The organism is Peribacillus frigoritolerans (assembly GCF_030676415.1).
Taxonomy (GTDB): Bacteria; Bacillota; Bacilli; order Bacillales; family DSM-1321; genus Peribacillus; species Peribacillus frigoritolerans_A.
The window spans coordinates 284,195-302,735 of record NZ_JAUUTW010000003.1 but is presented as its reverse complement, the minus strand read 5'-3'; the positions used below and the strand labels follow the sequence as shown (position 1 = coordinate 302,735).

At 41.0% G+C, this 18,541-nt stretch carries 17 protein-coding genes; 6 read left to right on the top strand and 11 right to left on the bottom strand.

What is annotated here, in order from left to right:
• The first annotated feature begins 52 nt into the window (after positions 1-52).
• Together Q8G36_RS05085 and Q8G36_RS05080 are read left to right on the top strand one after the other, a co-directional pair.
• On the top strand, positions 53-175 hold the full coding sequence (locus Q8G36_RS05085) for a YfhE family protein (protein WP_081088510.1): 123 nt from the start codon (positions 53-55) through the stop codon (positions 173-175).
• Between the two features lie 105 nt (positions 176-280).
• Positions 281-466 carry a YfhD family protein gene (locus tag Q8G36_RS05080; RefSeq protein ID WP_101225951.1) on the top strand — a complete coding sequence of 62 codons (186 nt, stop codon included), beginning with the start codon at positions 281-283 and terminating at the stop codon, positions 464-466.
• A gap of 408 nt (positions 467-874) precedes the next feature.
• Here the strand turns inward: Q8G36_RS05080 and Q8G36_RS05075 are convergent, their stop codons facing one another.
• The 5 genes from Q8G36_RS05075 to Q8G36_RS05055 all read right to left on the bottom strand — a co-directional run bounded on the left by Q8G36_RS05075 (position 875) and on the right by Q8G36_RS05055 (position 6,222).
• Positions 875-2,455, bottom strand: coding sequence for a fatty acid--CoA ligase (locus Q8G36_RS05075; RefSeq protein ID WP_305159262.1), 1,581 nt, complete (start codon positions 2,453-2,455; stop codon positions 875-877).
• 132 nt (positions 2,456-2,587) lie between these two features.
• Positions 2,588-3,739, bottom strand: a complete 1,152-nt coding sequence (locus tag Q8G36_RS05070; RefSeq protein ID WP_305159261.1) for a thiolase family protein — start codon at positions 3,737-3,739, stop codon at positions 2,588-2,590.
• Between the two features lie 27 nt (positions 3,740-3,766).
• Entirely contained in the window at positions 3,767-4,912 is a 1,146-nt protein-coding gene (locus Q8G36_RS05065; protein WP_305159260.1) for an acyl-CoA dehydrogenase family protein, read from the bottom strand.
• Positions 4,913-4,982: 70 nt separating this feature from the next.
• A complete protein-coding gene (locus Q8G36_RS05060; RefSeq protein ID WP_305159259.1) occupies positions 4,983-5,750 on the bottom strand; it encodes a 3-hydroxyacyl-CoA dehydrogenase in 768 nt (255 codons plus the stop codon).
• Between the two features lie 76 nt (positions 5,751-5,826).
• Entirely contained in the window at positions 5,827-6,222 is a 396-nt protein-coding gene (locus Q8G36_RS05055; protein WP_305159258.1) for a MerR family transcriptional regulator, read from the bottom strand.
• Positions 6,223-6,386: 164 nt separating this feature from the next.
• Here Q8G36_RS05055 and Q8G36_RS05050 point away from each other — a divergent pair, with 164 nt between their 5' ends.
• From Q8G36_RS05050 to Q8G36_RS05040, 3 genes are all read left to right on the top strand, one after another.
• Positions 6,387-6,812, top strand: a complete 426-nt coding sequence (locus Q8G36_RS05050) for a universal stress protein (RefSeq protein WP_305159257.1) — start codon at positions 6,387-6,389, stop codon at positions 6,810-6,812.
• Positions 6,813-6,980: 168 nt separating this feature from the next.
• Positions 6,981-7,862 carry a cidABC operon transcriptional activator CidR gene (cidR, locus tag Q8G36_RS05045; RefSeq protein WP_305159256.1) on the top strand — a complete coding sequence of 294 codons (882 nt, stop codon included), beginning with the start codon at positions 6,981-6,983 and terminating at the stop codon, positions 7,860-7,862.
• Between the two features lie 161 nt (positions 7,863-8,023).
• The gene (locus tag Q8G36_RS05040) at positions 8,024-8,395 is read left to right on the top strand and encodes a hypothetical protein (protein ID WP_305159255.1); all 372 of its coding nucleotides are present in this window, start codon (positions 8,024-8,026) and stop codon (positions 8,393-8,395) included.
• Positions 8,396-8,458: 63 nt separating this feature from the next.
• On the opposite strand, the gene Q8G36_RS05035 is transcribed toward Q8G36_RS05040, so the two are convergent.
• From Q8G36_RS05035 to Q8G36_RS05015, 5 genes are all read right to left on the bottom strand, one after another.
• Positions 8,459-9,181, bottom strand: a complete 723-nt coding sequence (locus Q8G36_RS05035; RefSeq protein WP_305159254.1) for an amino acid ABC transporter ATP-binding protein — start codon at positions 9,179-9,181, stop codon at positions 8,459-8,461.
• Positions 9,178-9,834: an amino acid ABC transporter permease gene (locus tag Q8G36_RS05030; protein WP_305159253.1), complete on the bottom strand. Its 657-nt coding sequence runs from the start codon at positions 9,832-9,834 to the stop codon at positions 9,178-9,180. Before Q8G36_RS05030 ends, Q8G36_RS05035 begins: the two co-directional genes overlap by 4 nt.
• Before the next feature lie 77 nt (positions 9,835-9,911).
• Entirely contained in the window at positions 9,912-10,733 is an 822-nt protein-coding gene (locus Q8G36_RS05025; RefSeq protein ID WP_305159252.1) for a basic amino acid ABC transporter substrate-binding protein, read from the bottom strand.
• Positions 10,734-11,072: 339 nt separating this feature from the next.
• Complete coding sequence (locus tag Q8G36_RS05020) at positions 11,073-12,092, bottom strand: AI-2E family transporter (protein WP_305159251.1); 1,020 nt, start codon at positions 12,090-12,092, stop codon at positions 11,073-11,075.
• Positions 12,093-12,314: 222 nt separating this feature from the next.
• A complete protein-coding gene (locus tag Q8G36_RS05015) occupies positions 12,315-12,545 on the bottom strand; it encodes an excisionase family DNA-binding protein (protein ID WP_144478943.1) in 231 nt (76 codons plus the stop codon).
• Positions 12,546-12,753: 208 nt separating this feature from the next.
• Here Q8G36_RS05015 and Q8G36_RS05010 point away from each other — a divergent pair, with 208 nt between their 5' ends.
• Positions 12,754-13,680: a hypothetical protein gene (locus tag Q8G36_RS05010; protein ID WP_305159250.1), complete on the top strand. Its 927-nt coding sequence runs from the start codon at positions 12,754-12,756 to the stop codon at positions 13,678-13,680.
• A 114-nt stretch (positions 13,681-13,794) separates the two neighbouring features.
• Here the strand turns inward: Q8G36_RS05010 and Q8G36_RS05005 are convergent, their stop codons facing one another.
• A complete protein-coding gene (locus tag Q8G36_RS05005; RefSeq protein WP_305159249.1) occupies positions 13,795-18,465 on the bottom strand; it encodes a hypothetical protein in 4,671 nt (1,556 codons plus the stop codon).
• Positions 18,466-18,541: the final 76 nt, after the last annotated feature.

The following is an 18,541-nucleotide window of genomic DNA, read 5'->3' as shown; positions in this document are numbered from 1 at the left end:
AGGGTCATTTTAGGAAAAAATAGGGATATTAAGTGGAATGGAGATGATCTAATTGCTCAAAAAACACGATAAAGAGAAAAGTAACTTAACTAGTACCCAAGCGATTCTTTATGCTCGCGAATTTAAAAAAGCAGATCGTGCTGGTGGATATACGGAAAAGAAATCCCGTCGTTAAGTTTGGAGTTTTTTCCCTTACATTTTGAACAGCCACTCAACACAAAATAAGCTGGAGATGAAAAAATTCATCTCCAGCTTATTCTTTATTCTAGGGGGAGCTAACATGGGACGCAATAATATACACCATAATCGAGATAAGAACAAACAGAAACTTCCTCAGGTTCCCAAAAACCTGAAAAGTGACGGACTTGACGTTGAATATTCTTCCGAACTGGCTGACCAGGAAGATATCGAGGCACAAGCCCGGGCAAATGCGGCTGATCGCCGTGCTCATAATCGCCGCTTATAACCAGGAGAAATCAAAGCAAGGGGCTGTAAATCAGCCCCTTATAATTTCTATATTTATATGGCTTATCCACAGCCCTGTGTATATTGTGGATATATTCAGAAAATACTGACAAGAATTAGGTGCAATTATTCCGCTTATTAACATGAAAATAATGTTATTTCTGGATAACCCTGTGGATTATGTGGATAAAAGGAATGTTTCACTAACCACGCTGCATTTTTGTTGTGGATAACTATTCTCTTACCTTGATTTGTTCCACAGGATTATTATTTATATAATAATTCATCAATATCTGTTACGTTCTTTATTAAATTTCTTCCTTCCACGTATTATCGCATGCCAAGCAATTCTAAAAATGACTTTTCCACCCCTAATTTATCAGTAGTTTTATTCCTATTGACCCCAGCATTAAAGAAAGTTCCTTAAACTTTCGCCATCAACATGTTCTTCCAACTGCTTACGAAGCAAGAATTTTTGTATTTTCCCACTTGCATTTCGAGGCAGCTCATTACAGAAGATATATCTTCTTGGACGTTTATAGTTCGCCAGTGTATCACTGTTCTTACACCAAATTTCTAAATCGATTTCCGCAAGCGTTGGGTCTTTGGCTACGATGAAGGCCGTTACCACTTCCCCCCATTGATTATCTGGCTGACCAAGTACTGCACAGTCGAGAACTCCTTGATGCTCATATAGTGTATCTTCCACTTCACGTGGATAAATATTTTCCCCTCCAGAAATAATCATGTCGTCCACCCGGTCCTTGACCCACAGATATCCATCTTCATCTAGGAAGCCGATGTCACCGGAATGGTACCAGCCTTTGTAAAGCGCCTTTTCGGTCTCTCTATCTTTTTGAAAATAACCCTGCATGATACACGGACCCTTCACAAGGATTTCCCCTGTTTCCCCAGGTTCCAGCATATCCTCGGGATCCGATGGCCCTTCGTCATTCGGACGGGCAATGATGATTTCATGATCGGAACATGCCTTGCCGGCGGAACCCGCTTTCCTAATTTGATCTTCCTCCAATAGGAGAGTGATGGCAGGACCCATTTCAGTCATTCCATAAGCTTGGATGAACTGGATGCCGAGTTTCTCCTGACAGGCACGTACAAGTGATGGAGCCATCGGGGCTGCTCCATAAAGCCCTAGCTTCAAACTCTGGAATTTATACTCATCCAAGTTTTCCTGAATGAGCATGTTCCACATCGTAGGTGCAGCAAAAAACTTGGTGATCCCCTCGGATTCAATCAGTTCCATGACCTCTTTGGGATTAAACTGATGTAATATGACATTTGCGGCACCGACCTGTACGCGAGGTAAAAAGGAACAGTGCAATTCAGCACAATGAAACATCGGTGCAGTAATCAAACCGATATCAGAGCGCTCGTACTTCATAGCCTCTATTAAAATCTCGGCTTGTTTGACCATGTCTTTATGAAGGTGAATGACCCCTTTGGGACGTCCGGTTGTCCCGCTCGTATACATGATGGCATAGATATCATCTTCGTGAACATCCACTTCATCTGGCTTTGATGAGATACTGGCCATTTTCTGACGGTAACCTTTGGCATACCCAGGCACATCATCATCAATATACCAGAAGGCCATCTCCGGAAATCGCTTTTCAACTGCGGCAACGTTCACTTCCAATTCGTGTTCGAATAAAACGACCTTTGGAGCAGCGTCGTTCAAGATGAAAGCCAACTCTTCCGGCATTAAACGGAAATTGATCGGATTAAAGATTGCACCGATTTTTGCACAAGCAAAGAATGCGGTGGCAAGCTCTTCATTGTTGTAAAGGTACGTAGAGACCCTGTCCCCTTTTCGCACCCCTTCCGCTTGAAGGGCCGCCGCCAACCTATTCACCTGCTCATTCCATTGAATGTACGTATAGCGGATATTTCTTCTCACGTCGTAGATAGCTTCTTTAATGGGGAATTCCTGAACCGTCTGATCAAAGATATTTTTAATCGTTACTGACATATCATTTTCCTCCTCAAGTAACCACCATCAACAGAAAGAGTTCAGGCAAAGCCTGCCGATGGTCGGCTTCATCCCTTTTTCAGCTTTTACTTTCGTGCGAAATACGAATGTTCATAAATGGATAGTCCAGCTTCAGTCCAATCTTTCAATGATGGTGGCATTCGCCATGCCGTGGCCTTCACACATTGTTTGTAGCCCATAACGGCCGCCCGTCCTTTCTAACTCATGGATCATCGACACCATCAACCGGGCCCCGCTGCCGCCAAGAGGATGACCCAAGGCAATCGCCCCGCCATTTGGATTCAGCTTCTTGGGGTCTGCCCCCGTTTCTTTTAGCCAGGCAATCGGTACAGGAGCGAAAGCCTCATTCACTTCAAAGATATCGATATCATCAATTGTAAGACCCGCTTTTTCCAAAGCTTTTTGGGTGGCGGGAATCGGTCCCGTAAGCATCAGGGTGGGATCTGACCCGACAACAACCCGTGTATGCACTTTAAAGCGCGGTTTCAATCCAAGTTCTTCGGCTTTACTGCGTTCCATCAATAATAAAGCGGCAGCACCGTCACTGATTTGACTTGAGTTCCCTGCATGGATTAAACCGCCTTCTTGAAAAACCGGTTTCAATCCAGCAAGTACTTCAAGCGTAGTTCCACCCCTTGGGCCTTGATCTTCCGTAACTTCGATTTGATTTCCTTCTTTATCAGTACCCCTTACTGATATCATTTCACTGTTAAAATGCCCTTCTTTTTGAGCACGTATTGCCTTGGCATGACTCTCAACGGAAAACTGATCACAATCTTCACGTGTTATTCCCCACTTATCGGCGATTCTCTCAGCTGATAAGCCTTGGTTGATCACCTCATACAAGTCCATATACTTTTGGCTTGTTACAGCACCTTGATAATTAGACCCCATGGGAACTCGTGACATGTTTTCCACTCCGCCGGCCACTACCACATCCATATCACCCGACAAGATGGCCTGGGAAGCGAAATGGACTGCCTGCTGACTTGATCCGCATTGACGGTCAATCGTCGTTCCCGGCACTTCAAGCGGAAATCCGGCAATCAGTGCAGCAACCCTTGCTATATCACCGGCCTGTTCGCCCGACTGTGAAACACAACCTAAAATGACATCATCGACAATAGCCGGATCGATTCCCGCCTTTTCAATCAGCTTCTTCAATACTTCCCCTGCCAGATCATCAGGGCGAACGTCTCTCAAGACACCGTTCCTTCTGCCTACCGGCGTGCGAATCCCTTCAACGATAACCACTTCCCGCATATACTCTCTCCCCTTCTCATCCTTTTATTATAGGCCCAGATTCTTAGCGATGATTTTCTTCATGATTTCATTTGTCCCGGCATAGATGCTTGCTACCGGAACATCCCGATACCTTCTGGCAATCTTGTATTCCTCCATATATCCATAACCGCCATGGAGCTGCATGCATTCAATGGAAATTTTTCTGGCAGTCTCCGTCAAACGCCATTTTGCCATCGAAACTTCCGTTACAACCTGTTCCCCAGCCATATGTTTGGCGATCAATTGATCAAGGAAGGCACGCCCCATTTTGATTTCCGTTGCCATTTCCGCGATTTTGAATTGAGTATTTTGAAACTGACTTACTGATTTTCCGAACGCTTCCCTGCCCTTCACGTACTCAATCGTATCGGCCAGCATATCCTCAGATGCGGTTTGGGCACAAATTGCCACCACAAGGCGTTCCTGCTGCAGTTTTTCCATTAAGTAAGTAAACCCCTTGCCTTCTTCACCAAGCAGGTTTTCCTTTGGAACACGGCAATCCTCGAAGATGAGTTCTGCTGTATCCTGACTGTGCAAGCCAAGTTTCTTCAGTTTTCGCCCCCTGGAAAACCCGGGGGTATCCCTTTCGACCACGACTAAGCTAACACCTTTATGTTTCGGAACGGCACTTGGATCCGTTTTACAGGCAACGATCACCAAGTCCGAATGAATGCCATTTGTGATGAATGTCTTTTGTCCATTTAATATGTAATGACCTCCATCCAAAATGGCAGTCGTCTTAATATTGGCCAAATCCGAACCTGTGCCAGGCTCTGTCATGGCAATGGCTGTAATGATTTCCCCCGTCGTGCATTTAGGAAGCCAGCGCTGTTTCTGCGACTCATTTCCGTATGCGGAAATATACGGAACGGTGATGTCACTGTGAAGTCCGAAACCAATGAAACCAGAACCAACTCTTTCCAATTCCTCATTAATTATGACCGCAAAGCCCCAATCTCCCCCGGAACCCCCATAATCTTCTCCAAGGTCCGGACATAAAAAACCCTGTTCCCCCATTTTCACCCAAAATGACCGTGGAATGATCCTCTCTTCTTCCCATCGTTCATAATGGGGAACTGCTTCTTTCTCTAAAAACTTTCGGAATGACTTACGGAAAATCTCATGATCTTCACTTAGGTATGGATGCTTCATCTGCTTTATCTCCTCTCCATTTCTTTGTCGGAGCCTCTTTACAATGGATTTCCCTGAAGGAATTAACAACTTACCTGGGTGACATTCTAATGGCCCCATCCAGTCTGATGGTTTCCCCATTCAGCATTGGATTCGTTATGATGCTTTCCGTCAGTTTAGCGTACTCTTCGGGATACCCGAGCCTTGGCGGGAATGGCACGGTTTTACCTAATGACATCCTCGCTTCTTCAGGTAATGAATCAAACATCGGAGTATGGAATAGACCGGGTGCAATCGATACGACACGTATCCCTTTGTTGGCAAGCTCCCTTGCGATCGGCAGAGTCATACCAACAATCCCTCCCTTAGAGGCACTATATGCGGCTTGTCCGATTTGTCCTTCAAAGGCAGCTACCGAAGCTGTATTGATAATGACCCCACGCTCCCCCTCTTGGTTCGGTTCATTTTCGACCATTTTTTCCGCCGTAAGCCGGATTACGTTAAACGTACCGACCAAATTGATTTGCACGACATCTGAGAACGCTTTCAATTCGTGTATGCCTTTTCTGCCTATGACTTTCTCTGCAATCGCAATGCCTGCACAGTTGATGACCGTATTGATGCTACCGAATTTTTTTATTCCTTCATCCAATGCTGCCGAAACGCTTTCTTCACTAGTTACATCCGTTTTAATAAACAGGACTGAATCTCCCAATTCCTGAGCCATTTTAGCGCCATTTTCTTCCGAGAGGTCAAATATGACCGCTTTTCCACCTTTTTTAATGACGTTTCTTACTGTCGCGGCTCCCAGACCTGAAGCCCCGCCTGTTACAACTGCAATCGTTTCTTGAATTTCCAAATCCTCACCCCACCATTTGTTTCTAGAATATATATTCATCTTTCACTATCATCAAAACCTATTTTCAAGATTAATTTCAACGCTTGCCTGTTTTATCGTTCACTTTCAAGTCATGAAGGGTTTCGGTAAAGCCTTTGATTACCTGTTCAAAATCCTGCTTCAACCCATCCAGCTCCTTAATGCGTTCATTAATTTCGTTTAATTTCTGTCCTGCAGTTTCAATCGTTTTTTCCAATTGTTTAATGCCCGTCCTGTCCTTATCGAATAAAAGGACTATATCCTTTATTTCCACTAACGAAAAACCATACTTCTTTCCGCGCATTATGATTTTGAGCTGTGCATATTCTTTCTTTCCATAAACTCTTTTCCCCGTTTCGGTACGCTTTGGCCTAAGCATACCCAGTTCCTCATAATACCGGAGTGTCCTTGTCGTCAATCCGAATACTTTTGCTAACTCAGAAATGGTGTACATGTTAAAACCACACTTTACAAAGGGATTATTTACCTTTATTTTAACATTGACGTTAACGTAAACTTCAATAAATATTCACAAAATTTATAATATATGAAACGGCATGATAGATTTAAATTGATATACTATGGGTATATTCTTTAAAAGAAGGGACTGAACGATCAATGCTATGTTCAAAAATATTAGTTGCTTATGATGAATCTGAATTAGCACTTAAATCTTTAGAAAAAGCGATTGAATTAGCGAAGCTGGATCCCGCTATCGAAATCCAGGTGCTTCACGCTGTAACGTTGCCAATCAAACCAAATATATATGGCAATGCCTTTCAGGAAATTGAAGAATCCATGCTCAAGTATGGCAAGCAAGTGATAAAAAAAGCGGAAGCGCTTTTATCCGAAATCCCGAATGCATCCCAGACATTTGTCGTAGAGGGTTCAGCCATCACGACTTTATTGGAACATGCACAATCCCAGAATTGTGACCTTATCATCATGGGCAGCCGCGGATTGAGTGGTTTCAAGGAATTCCTAGGCAGCGTGAGCCACTATATCGTTCAACATTCCCCAGTGCCCGTCTTGTTGGTCAAATAAATTTTACGGCAGATACTCTTGCCAGCCCTTTCATAAGCTGGGATCCCCTTTGGAATCCAGCTTATTTATGCGTGCATGAAACTCCATCAAAATCTTATCATGTTTTACAAACACTTCCGTTTACAGGTAAAATGAAACTAATTTTAAACGAGGAAAACAGGTGACGCAATGGATATTAAACATTTGCAATACTTTATAGAGGTAACCAATTTCAATAGCTTCACTCGGGCTGCCGATCATTTATTCATTACCCAGCCGACCATCAGCAAGATGATTAAAAACCTGGAAACCGAGCTAGGTGTTGAGCTTTTTGATCGTTCACGTAAGCAACTGATCTTGACCGATGCAGGCAGGGTTGTCTTAGAGCAGGCAAAATTGATTGATAAGGCCTTTCACAATTTAGAAACGGAAATGGACAATTTATTAGGTTTAAAAAAGGGACATATACGCATCGGGCTGCCGCCGATCATCGACGCTTCTTTCTTCCCCCGAATTCTTAGCCGTTTTCACGAGGACTATCCCAATATTACCTTTCAATTAGTAGAGGATGGTTCAAAGAAAATAGAAGAATCCGTCCAAAATGACTTAATTGATATAGGCGTAATAGTCCTGCCAACCAACACCGCACTTTTTCATCATTTTGCTTTTTTGGAAGAAGACATCAACTTGATTGTTCATCCCTCCCATCCGCATGCATTTGGGGAAGAAATTGATTTGGCCGACCTGGAAAACGAATCTTTCATCTTATTCAATAAAGATTACGTCCTTCGAGATCTCATCATTTCATCCTGTAATGAAGCTGGTTTTTCTCCACATATCGTCACGGAAAGCTCACGCTGGGATTTTATTGAGGAAATGGTTTACTGTAAACTTGGCGTTGCTCTATTACCGGAAAGTTTATGCCGTCATGATGAGCGCGTAAAGACAATCAAGGTTAAAAACCCCTCCATTAGTTGGAATTTGGGATTTATTTGGAGTAAGGACCATTACCTTTCATACGCTGCAAAAGAATGGCTGAATTATACGAAGGAAGCATTGTCTAATAAGTAGTGAATTATTCGGCATGATTGATGTAAGCACTATCATAGATTTGGGTTATGCACATGATAACATCTAACCATTTTACAAGGCGTTACGGCGGGGGTAGACTAGTATGAGTAAAAAGCATGGTAAATGCTGATGGATCCATATTTTCTAAAAAGGAGATATTCATGATCACTTTATCTAGTGTCGATGAGTTACAGGCAACAGAAGCAGCTCTGGAGAAAATTAAATATTCATACCCCGAACTATTTAACAAACTGTTCCATGTCGTTGCCTTAACACGGGCTCTTCAATTTAAATATCAATTTATGGGCACATTAATCATGGATGAAAACCCTAACGAATACACCCCTGAATTCGTTATGCCCTCCGTTATCGGATTATATATAGAGGAAGTTCAAAAGTTAAAGGATGATCCGAATATCCAGGTATTACTTCAGACCTTCTCCCAAAATAAAAATATTGGATATGCCAAAATCAGTATGCTTGTGCTCGGTAAAAGCCCTGAATCACTTTTAGGCGCTTCATACATCAAATGAAGCCCCCTGATATGCTCCGAAAAAAATCCTCCCTTAATGGAAGGTTTTTTTCTTTGCGTGTAATTAAAGCACTTTACTCAAAAAGGCTTTAGTTCTTTCCTGCTGGGGGTTATTAAAAATCTCACTAGGACTATTTTCTTCAATAATATAACCTTCGTCCATGAAAATCACACGATCTCCAACTTCTTTTGCGAACCCCATCTCATGGGTCACAACTACCATGGTCATGCCTTCCTTAGCCAGTTGCTTCATGACCTCAAGGACTTCACCGACCATTTCCGGATCTAGAGCGGAAGTCGGCTCGTCGAATAGCATGATTTTGGGTTCCATCGCTAACGCCCTGGCAATTGCGACGCGTTGCTTTTGTCCCCCCGATAATGAATCTGGATATGCGTTCGCTTTCTCGCTAAGTCCCACTTTCTTAAGCAGTTCCATCCCTCTTTGGGAAGCCTGTTCTTTGGATATCTTGCGGACCTTTATAGGCGCAAGCATTATATTCTCAAGAACAGTCTTATGTGGAAATAAGTTAAAATGCTGAAATACCATGCCAACTTCCGTCCGGACTTTATTGATATTGACTTTCTTGTCTGTCGTATCAAGCCCTTCAATGAAAATATGGCCTCCCGTTATCGTTTCAAGTTGATTGATACACCTGAGGAAAGTGGATTTACCGGACCCAGAAGGACCAATTACCACGACTACTTCCCGAGGGGAAACGATTGCATTGATATTTTTCAATACATCATTTTCGCCAAATGACTTCTTTAGATTCTCCACCTTGATCATTCTGTTTTCAACCTTCTTTCGAGTCTATTTAATACGAAACTTAAAATGAGGGTCAGGAATAGATAGATGAAGGCACACGCCAAGTATGGCTCCCACACTTTAAAGTACTGACTCCCCATCGCTTTCCCCCAATACATCAATTCCGGGGCAGCAATGACACAAAGCAGGGATGAATCCTTCAATAATACGATGAATTCATTTCCTAACGGAGGAATCATTCGTTTGAAAGCTTGAGGCAATACAATATGTATCATTGTTTGGATATGGGTCATTCCCAATGAACGCGCCCCTTCCATTTGCCCTTTATCGATGGATTGAATGCCCGCCCGGAAAATTTCGGCAATATATGCGGCTGCATTTAAAGATAAAGCAATGACACCGGCAGTTACTGCATTCGTTTCCCCGGTAAAAAAGGGCACAATTCCAAAATGGATTAAAAAGATTTGAACTAAAAGCGGTGTTCCGCGAAAAACCGTGACATAGCAGTAAAATGGAAAGGCAAGCACTTTGTTTCTCATGATTTTCCCTAAACCGATCAATAACCCCAAAAAGGTTCCGATGAGGATGGAGGAAACCGACAGCCCTATGGTTAGCAATGTTCCTTTTAATAAGAAAGGAGCATATTCAAAAATAATATCCCAGCGAAAACTCATTTTGTTTCCCTCCTAAGACCACAAAAACTGCGTAACTTCACACGTAAAGTTACGCAATCTTTTACTTCCATTTGTTTTTATTGTTGTGCTTTCAACGTTTCAATATCTGGATCCGTACCAAACCACTCTTTATAAATTTCTGCATATTTCCCATTTTCATAAATGGCATTCACGGCTTTATCGAACTCCGATTTCAGTTCACTGCCTTTTGGGAACATAAGACCATAAAACTCCTCATTGAAACTTTTGCTATCTTCAACGACTTTCAGTTTTTGATCGGGGTTATTTTTCACATATTCTTCAACAACCGTATTATCAGCTACGACAGCCGAAGCTCCGCCTTTTAGTAATTCCTGAATGGCCAGGTTATTATTTTCGAATTTTTTGATATCCTTGTGGTTCTTTCCAAGGAGTTTCTCTACCGCTTCCTGTCCAGTTGTACCAGTCTGAACGGCAATGACGTTTCCTTTCAATTCATTTCCTGATTTTATATCACTATTCTCAGGAACAAGAATCTTGTTTGTGGATAAGAAATACGGAACAGAGAAGTCATAAGATTGCTTTCTTTCGTCATTCACTGTAATCGCAGATATCGCGACATCCGCTCTCTTAGATTCGATTTCGACAAAAATCGGATCCCAACCAACACTTTCCAGTTTAACTTCATAACCCGCTTCTTTTGCAACGGCATTGATGAAATCAACATCGAAACCTACAATCTTATCACCTTCAAGATATTCGAATGGAGCATAATTGGCGTCTGTCACGATCCTGAGTGTTTTTCCATTGGACTCTTCTTCTTTACCAGTTGTCGAGACTTCCTTATCCTTCCCGCATCCTGTCATGACTAGTAACAATGAAACTACCATGGCAAACACTACAAAAGAAACCTTTTTCAAAATAATCCCCTCTTCTCTCTCGTAAACTCTCTTTTTTTAAAAAAACAGATAAATCTAACTTTAGAGAACATTCAGTATATTCTTTTAAGAATATTATACGTTTATTCGTTTTTTTAAGCAATAAAATTTCGATAAACAACTTTAGTAAAATAAGATTTTAATCAATTAACTCGGTAAATCAAAAACGCAACTATGCTCTAATGGGGAAGATACAGACTTTTTCCTTTTTCTTGAATAAATGGATGTTATATTAAAAACAGATAGGGGTACCTTTCAAAAGGTTTAATAGAACAAAAATAAGCAGCGGCCATATTAGCGTGGCCGCTGCTTAAATGACTATTATGGTACTTCCTTATTCCCCTCTTCAATATCTAACATATCCAACAGGAAGATGAAGATCGGTATTCCGATGATCAATCCCCATATCCCAAGGAAATGCTCGGAAAACAATAGGATGATGAAGGTGAAAAATGTCGGAAGATTTGTTTTTGCCGACATGAATTTCGGATTTAAAATATAGCTTTCAATTGCATGGATCACAACAATCATGATTAATACAGCAATCACTTTCGGCATGCCGCCGATGCTATAGGCGATCATGCTAAGTGGAATGAGAGAGATGATGACCCCTGCAACCGGAATCAAACCCAGGAAGAAAATCATGATCCCTAGACCGAGCAACTGCGGGAAGCCAAGAATCCATAAGAAAGTTACCGATAGGACAGCATTCGTAATGGCTATCAAGAACTGGACCTCGATCACCTTTCCGAATGAATTGATGAATTTGACGCCAAAGTGGCTTAAGTTTATAAAGAAAGATTTGAATTTGGCCCGCTTGAATTTAGAAGTGAAGCGAATGATTTTATCTTTTTCCAATAAGAAAAATAGACTAAGCAACATGGAAATGAAAATTTGAAATGCCAGTTTACCGAAATCGGATATATAAAGATAGAGTGTATTCATCTGTTTTTGTAGATCGAGCGGCGATTCCAGCTCGTTCATTATATTAATGGCATATTGAATGACCCTACTATCTGGTGGATGTTGAAAGAAGTAAACGATCTGTGTCACTAATTCCGTGAATTGTAGCGTAATGACCGGTAGATATTTATAAAGAACGATGGCTAAACTAGAAATGACGACTGCATATAAAAAGCTTATAACAACCTTAGAGTTGATATGCATCACTTTATTCAGCCGAACCATGATAAATTGCTCCAGCCTTCCCATCAGGAAAGTGAAAACAAATGTGAATAACACGATATTAACCATACTGCCGATGCTTATTAAAAAGAGGACTAACACAATTAATGTAATTAACCTTGAAAAACCTTCGCTTTGCAAATACTCTTTTACCACTTACCTATCTCCTAACTACCATTCTGCCGTGATAATTCCTTCTACCTTTCATTTTACACGGAATTGAGGAATTCTACTACAAATACCTTCCATTGACAACAAAATTATTTGAATGATCAGCAAGGCCCATGATGCAGACGTAGTTAAGGCCTTTTGGGAAAATTCGATCCTTAATTCCACAGCCCTTTCTGCATGAAAAAACATCTGCCAAATGGGCAGATGCTAATCTTCATCCTTCACATCGATATCTTCGGGGATGGGTTCGTTATAGTAATCCGCTAATTGCTTTTTATATTTCTCCATCTGTTCAAGATGCATATTGAACTGCTCTTTAAAAATCAAATGCTGCTCACCATCATGAACGGTGCGAATTTTATTTTGAACGATCAAACTTTCTATATAAGATTCCGGCATCGATAAATATTCCGCAGTCTCTTTTACTGTCAAGTACATGCCTTCACCCCTTTTCCTCTCTAACTATACTAGATATGAGGCATTATTTGAAGTGCTTGATATTTGATTGAAAATCCCTTACAGCTTAATCGATTTCCGACAATGGACCATTTTGGCCGAAATTCAAAACAATAACTTACAATCACTTCCAATAACATGTAAGATAATGTTAAAGTACTATATCTATAGATTAAGAGGAGTGGACAAAATGACCTTCTTTTATGTCATTCTTGCGGCGATTTTTGCTGTTTTCCTGGTCAATTTCGTTAAAGGGCTAAGTGAACCGGCTAAATTGGAACGCTATCAAAATGAATTCCGTAAATTCCATACTGAAACTTTAGATCTGCATGCAGCGGAAATCGTTTCAGAATCATTGATAGAACAGCTTAATACAGCACTGGATTTCAATTATATGGAAAAGGTCAATGCTGAATTCCGGCTGAAGCATCCACGGGACTCACAGATAAAGGTCAATCAGGCTTGGCGTGAATTAAAACGCTATTTGATTATGGCTGCAGTGTTTGGAAAAGTTGAAATGTTTAATTCAGTCATCGATGAGTTGTGGCATATCATGCTGAAATATAGACAGGAATATGATGAGTTTTGCCAGGCTTTCATCGGTAGGACCATTCAGCACCATCCTCATACAGAACCTGTTTTCAAGCCCGAAGAGTGCACTCTTTTTGACTTTTACTATGTACAGCTATTTACGGTGGACTCCCATTCCATTCAAAAATGGGGCAAATTTTTCAAACATGATAAAGGGCAAGCGCTTCTCAGCGATTTTGAAACGTTGGAGCTGGAGCAGTTAAAAGAGAAATATATGCGGAAACCGACAAGTATACAAGCGGAACGGACCTTTGAATCTTTCACTTCCCAATTTAAAGAAAATCGCCCCATGACAGAATTGAATTGGCGGAAAACGTACGACAAGACGGACTACGCAGCTCCTGCCTATTTCACTTATGCAAGCACCGATGATTTTGACAGCGAATTTAAAGATATTTTCGGGAATGAATCGAACACAGTTTCCTCTGGATCTGGCTATGCCGATCATGGTGGTCATAACAGTTCCCATGACAGCAGTTCCGATTCCTCTTCCAGCTGTTCTTCATGCAGTTCTTGTTCGTCTTGAGCATCAAAAAAACGCTTGGAAAACCAAGCGTTTTTTACTTTGCTCCAATATCCATTACGCCTCTTTAATGTCCCTGCATCTTCTTCATTAACCATACAGTGAATTAACGATTTATTAATTCCACCGATTGAACCAATTCTTGATCCTTTGTTTATTTTTCTCAAGAACCTCCTTCGATGTCCTGTTGTCTTTTTGTTTTTTCCATTCAAAGAAAGATGCAATTCCGATAAGCAGCCCTCCGCCGATGATTAAATACAGCCACCATGGCATCTCGCCCCACATCGAATTGGTATTCATATAGACATTGAATAAAATGGTCCCAGTTCCAGCGATGAAATAGGATTTGTATTTCATCATGAATCCAAAGAGCATTGCTGCCAATGACACCGTTCCGATAATGAGTGCATCATATAAGGTGTTGCCTGCCATTGCATCAATGATCAAGGCTAAAAACAAAAGGAAAACAATACCACTCTCGATATATTGTGTGATTTTGCCTTTAACAAAGATTTTCCTCAGCAGTGTGGTGCTGACAATGAACAGCGGCAGAATATTCACCTCCTCCTCAAGTACAGGAGATATCGTGAGCCGATCGACAATGACCCAATACGGATATAGGCTGAACAATATCGCTGCAGCCAACTGGCATTTTCTTTCCAACATGCCTGTAGTCGAGCTTCTCATCAAAATGAAATAGGCCGGAATCAGAAGTGCCACGAAGATTCCCAAAATGAAATGTGCCGGTCCCCCCGTCAAAACATCCATGTTCATGGCAAGAAGAAAAAGCAGACCATAGACTCTGTAAAAATCCAATTGAAGTCCTGCCGGGCCTTTATCAAGCAAGCCTGTAAAGAATTTCCTGCTTAACAGTACCATTATGGCCGTACACCCAAAAAGGACTGCCGCTCCAACGAAAGGCTGTAATGTGTCCGCGTACATGATAATGGTCCAATACGGATACAAACTGAGAATTCCCGTCAGCCAAACGTAGATGCCCTTTTCTTTTACATCCTTTGTGAAACTTCCAATCAATATGAAGTAAACTGTGATCAAGAGCGAGACGAAAACCTGGAGTAACTGGCTTGATGTTTCAGTTACAGGAATTCCCCTATTCATGGCTAGTAAAAACAACAGGCCATATATCCTGTATGCATCAATGGTAATACCTGTTTCTTCCTTTTTGATTAAGCCATCGAAATAACGCCGGCTTAAAAGCAGCATCCCTGACATACAGCCGAAAAGGAACATCAATTCCATTACAATCGATAGGCTGTCGGCATACCCGACAATGATTAGGAAGGGATACAGACTGACTAGTGCAGCAATATTGGCATAGATTTTCCTTTCTAGCTTTTCAGCTGTTAAGCTTCTCAGGAAAATGAAATAAGCGGTTAACAGAAGCGATACAAAGACTTGGAGTAACTGTTGTTTAGTATCATTAAAAACCTCCACATTCATATCGATCAAAAAGAATAAACCATAGATCCTGAAAGGATCAAAGTTGATGATGCCTGATCCATTTTTCTTGAGTAACCCGCTGGAATACAGCCTGCTTAACAACAACATTCCTCCCATACAGCCAAAAAGAACTGCCAAACTCGTGACGATTGGGAGTGTATGGGCAAAGTCTATGATATTTATGAACGGGAAAAGGCCGATGATGGCCGCTATTCCCGAGTAAATGCTTTTTTCTTTCTTATAGATCGTGAATCTTCCCATAAGGATGAAGTAGCTAGGCAACAGCAGGGTAACGAAAATCCCCAAAATCGCAGAACCTGTATCGCTTACAAACACTTCCAGATTCAGAGTACACAGATATAACAAGCCAAAAATCCGATAATAATCAATGACTCTCTTCGTTCCCTCTTGGTCGACCAATCCTTTGAAATGGCGTCTGCTAGCCATCACCATCACAGCCATACATACAAGCAATACGATAATCGCCATAACCAAAGGTAATGTATTTACATACATATTATAGAAGATGAACGCCAAGCTTAGAGGAACCACCACATAGTTCCGCCAATTCCTTTTCATGAGCAGATACCAGGCAAACAAGAACTGTACAGTCATCACTCCTACCCAGACCAATTCCCTGTTAAGCGGAAAATCCCGGATTGCCATTTCCAATATGGATATGCTTATTCCTAAATGAATGATTGGAATAAGATAATACTCCATGATGCCTTTCCAATTCTTATTGGAAACCGTCCACAGAATGGTTATGAGTCCTGCTGTTATCATCATGCATATTGATGTAATGAATGCCATTTGCCCCATGTTTGCAAAAAATAAATGTACCTGCAGGAAAAGGGTCGAAAATCCCAGGTACGTATAAACGTATTTTTCCCATTTCACATGTGCCCTTAAAGCACTCAAAATATAAATCATCAGTTGTGAAACATATAGGAACGGTGAACTTTCCGTATGGACTATAAGCAAATATCCAACGGGAATCGCCAGTAAATTGGCAAGGTGACTAGCATATTGGAAGTACAATTTCCCACTTTTTGAATATTTCCCAAGCCATTCTCCTAAAAGGAAAAAGATAATAGGACCTAGCAGAACAAACGCAATCTTCAACACCATTAAACCAAAATCAAAAACATCGTATAGTGAAGCATATAGGCCGGCACTTGTAATCACGACAGGCACCCAGAATATGTGCTTCCGATGTATATGGACGGACCAGCCATTTATTGCAGTAGCTATGGCAATGACTCCGCTTGCCTCCAAAGGATTAAGTGAATCGAATGGAATCGATATCAAGGAAAGGAAGGAGAGAATCTGTCCGCTATATGCAAAAACAGGGAAGAATTTATGATATCCCTTTTTAAATGTGTAAGCTGCACCGATGGAAATCAGTGAAACCCCCATTAAATAGACGCTGAGCATTATATTTGATCGGACCCACTCTAAACTCTCCATCAAATATGGATAGAAAGCAATCAAAGCCAGTACGAAAGTGATTGGAAATCCGTATATGGCGTTTTCCTTCATATGCTTTGATTCGTCTTTTATATATGTGATGAAAAAAAGCCAAGAGATCATGGCGAGCGCTGCACTAACTGCAAGCCAATCCATTTCGCTGAATTTACTGGTCAGTATCACTAACATGATCATTGGGGAGATAAGTAAGATACTCTTCTTAAACAGGCTGTACCTTGGGTGACGGTTATATAAATATACTCCAAGATATTGAATGACCTGAACAACAAAAAACAGATTTAAAATGGTAGAAAAAGAGACGGGCAAGGCAAAGAAAAGATATAGGAACGCTAAGTCGAAAACAACAACAGCAGGGTACGTGAAGCTTGAATTCCTCGAATGAAGGGAAACATGGACAAGCTGAGCGGATACTATCATGAGCGCGATGAATATTTGCGCATAGTTCTCCTGGTACACCATCGCGTTACTATATAAGAAAACGATCCCGCTCTCAATCAAACTGGTGAACATGAAGTTCTTGGAAAGCTTAGTCATTTTGGATTTAGCCAGATATTTCGATAGCACAGTAAAAATGATTGGTACAAATGCAAAAGCAATGATCATATACTCACTTAAAAATGAGTTAAAAATAAAATGGATATATCCATACGTGAAAACGGCGCTAAAAGCCATTTCATAATATTTTTTTTGGAATTTGACCGAAAAAATTAAAAACAAAACAGAAAAGACCATCAACGTTAGCGAATACTCCAAGTTACTTGAAAATAACGTCAGGATCACAAAGGCTTCCACGATGATCTTAAACTGGATGAATTGAAAAATGTATGGTTTGAATAACGTTAATGCTTTTTGATTTTTCAATTGCTCAATATTCCATAATAGTATTAAATTAAGTATGCCAATCGCCAAAAACATCCACTCGATAGTCGGCGTCACAAAAGCCAATCCGAAATAGCAGGTAATGCCAAACGTGAATATTGAAATGAAAATGAATATTTTCGACTTAAAGTAGTCAGCAATCTTACAATAAATGGCTAAGCAAAGTAATCCCCCAAGAAACCCCAGAAGCCCCCGTCCACCACCATTAAGTGAAAGGTAATCTCCAAAAATCCGATAATATGAAGCTGATAAAATTGTAATCGGAATGAATAAACCCGCTAGCGTCAGAAATGCAAAGGCGGTCTGTTTAATTTTCAGCTTCGAAGCGATGAAGGCCATCCCTGCAAAAATGACGGATACCATTCCAATGAAGAAAACTTTCAGGACCGCATTCAGATTCCCCCATGAAGTGGTTGCTAATATCAACCCGCCAAACAGAAGCAATATGACCCCAGTGAGCAGAATGACAGAGATATTCCGTTCCCTGATTTGCTCAGGTGTTTTCTTCGGTTTTGCCGGTTTTGCCGGTTTCTCCCGCTTGATGGCCTGCTGTTGAATAACCGGTTTCCTATCAGTGATCTCGTTGACAGGTTCAAGACTATCCTCCAAAACGGATTCAATAGGATCATACCCGGCATTCTCATCTTTCATTATCGATTCTTTCAATTTACCAGATTCCCGTGATTTCAATGAAGATTCTTCAATCAGGCTATCTTGAACCTTCATCTCGGCACTTTCACCGATAATTGTTTCATGTCCTTGGCTGGATTTCTTTTTTTCATGCTCTAAGCGCTTTTGTTTATGGAGGGCTAATTGGAAATGCCGATTGTATGCCCTGCTAATCCGGATATATTCTGATTTAGGGATGAGCCGCCTTTCCCATAAAACATCCAGCTCTTCTTGGAAAATACGCTTCCTTCTTTCTAATGTCATTTCTTCGTTTGAAGAATCATTCATCCCAAGATTCCCCTTCCTTCATATAGACCTTCTATCATCTTATGTACATTCTCTTTTCGATAATAACAAAGTTTTT

What these genes read in the sequence shown, in the direction of transcription:
- Q8G36_RS05080 (WP_101225951.1), top strand. Translation starts at nt 281, where the DNA reads ATGGGACGCAATAATATACACCATAATCGAGATAAGAACAAACAGAAA.
- Q8G36_RS05075 (WP_305159262.1), bottom strand. Translation starts at nt 2,455, where the DNA reads ATGTCAGTAACGATTAAAAATATCTTTGATCAGACGGTTCAGGAATTC.
- Q8G36_RS05070 (WP_305159261.1), bottom strand. Translation starts at nt 3,739, where the DNA reads ATGCGGGAAGTGGTTATCGTTGAAGGGATTCGCACGCCGGTAGGCAGA.
- Q8G36_RS05065 (WP_305159260.1), bottom strand. Translation starts at nt 4,912, where the DNA reads ATGAAGCATCCATACCTAAGTGAAGATCATGAGATTTTCCGTAAGTCA.
- Q8G36_RS05055 (WP_305159258.1), bottom strand. Translation starts at nt 6,222, where the DNA reads ATGTACACCATTTCTGAGTTAGCAAAAGTATTCGGATTGACGACAAGG.
- Q8G36_RS05050 (WP_305159257.1), top strand. Translation starts at nt 6,387, where the DNA reads ATGCTATGTTCAAAAATATTAGTTGCTTATGATGAATCTGAATTAGCA.
- cidR (WP_305159256.1), top strand. Translation starts at nt 6,981, where the DNA reads ATGGATATTAAACATTTGCAATACTTTATAGAGGTAACCAATTTCAAT.
- Q8G36_RS05040 (WP_305159255.1), top strand. Translation starts at nt 8,024, where the DNA reads ATGATCACTTTATCTAGTGTCGATGAGTTACAGGCAACAGAAGCAGCT.
- Q8G36_RS05035 (WP_305159254.1), bottom strand. Translation starts at nt 9,181, where the DNA reads ATGATCAAGGTGGAGAATCTAAAGAAGTCATTTGGCGAAAATGATGTA.
- Q8G36_RS05030 (WP_305159253.1), bottom strand. Translation starts at nt 9,834, where the DNA reads ATGAGTTTTCGCTGGGATATTATTTTTGAATATGCTCCTTTCTTATTA.
- Q8G36_RS05015 (WP_144478943.1), bottom strand. Translation starts at nt 12,545, where the DNA reads ATGTACTTGACAGTAAAAGAGACTGCGGAATATTTATCGATGCCGGAA.
- Q8G36_RS05010 (WP_305159250.1), top strand. Translation starts at nt 12,754, where the DNA reads ATGACCTTCTTTTATGTCATTCTTGCGGCGATTTTTGCTGTTTTCCTG.
- Q8G36_RS05005 (WP_305159249.1), bottom strand. Translation starts at nt 18,465, where the DNA reads ATGAATGATTCTTCAAACGAAGAAATGACATTAGAAAGAAGGAAGCGT.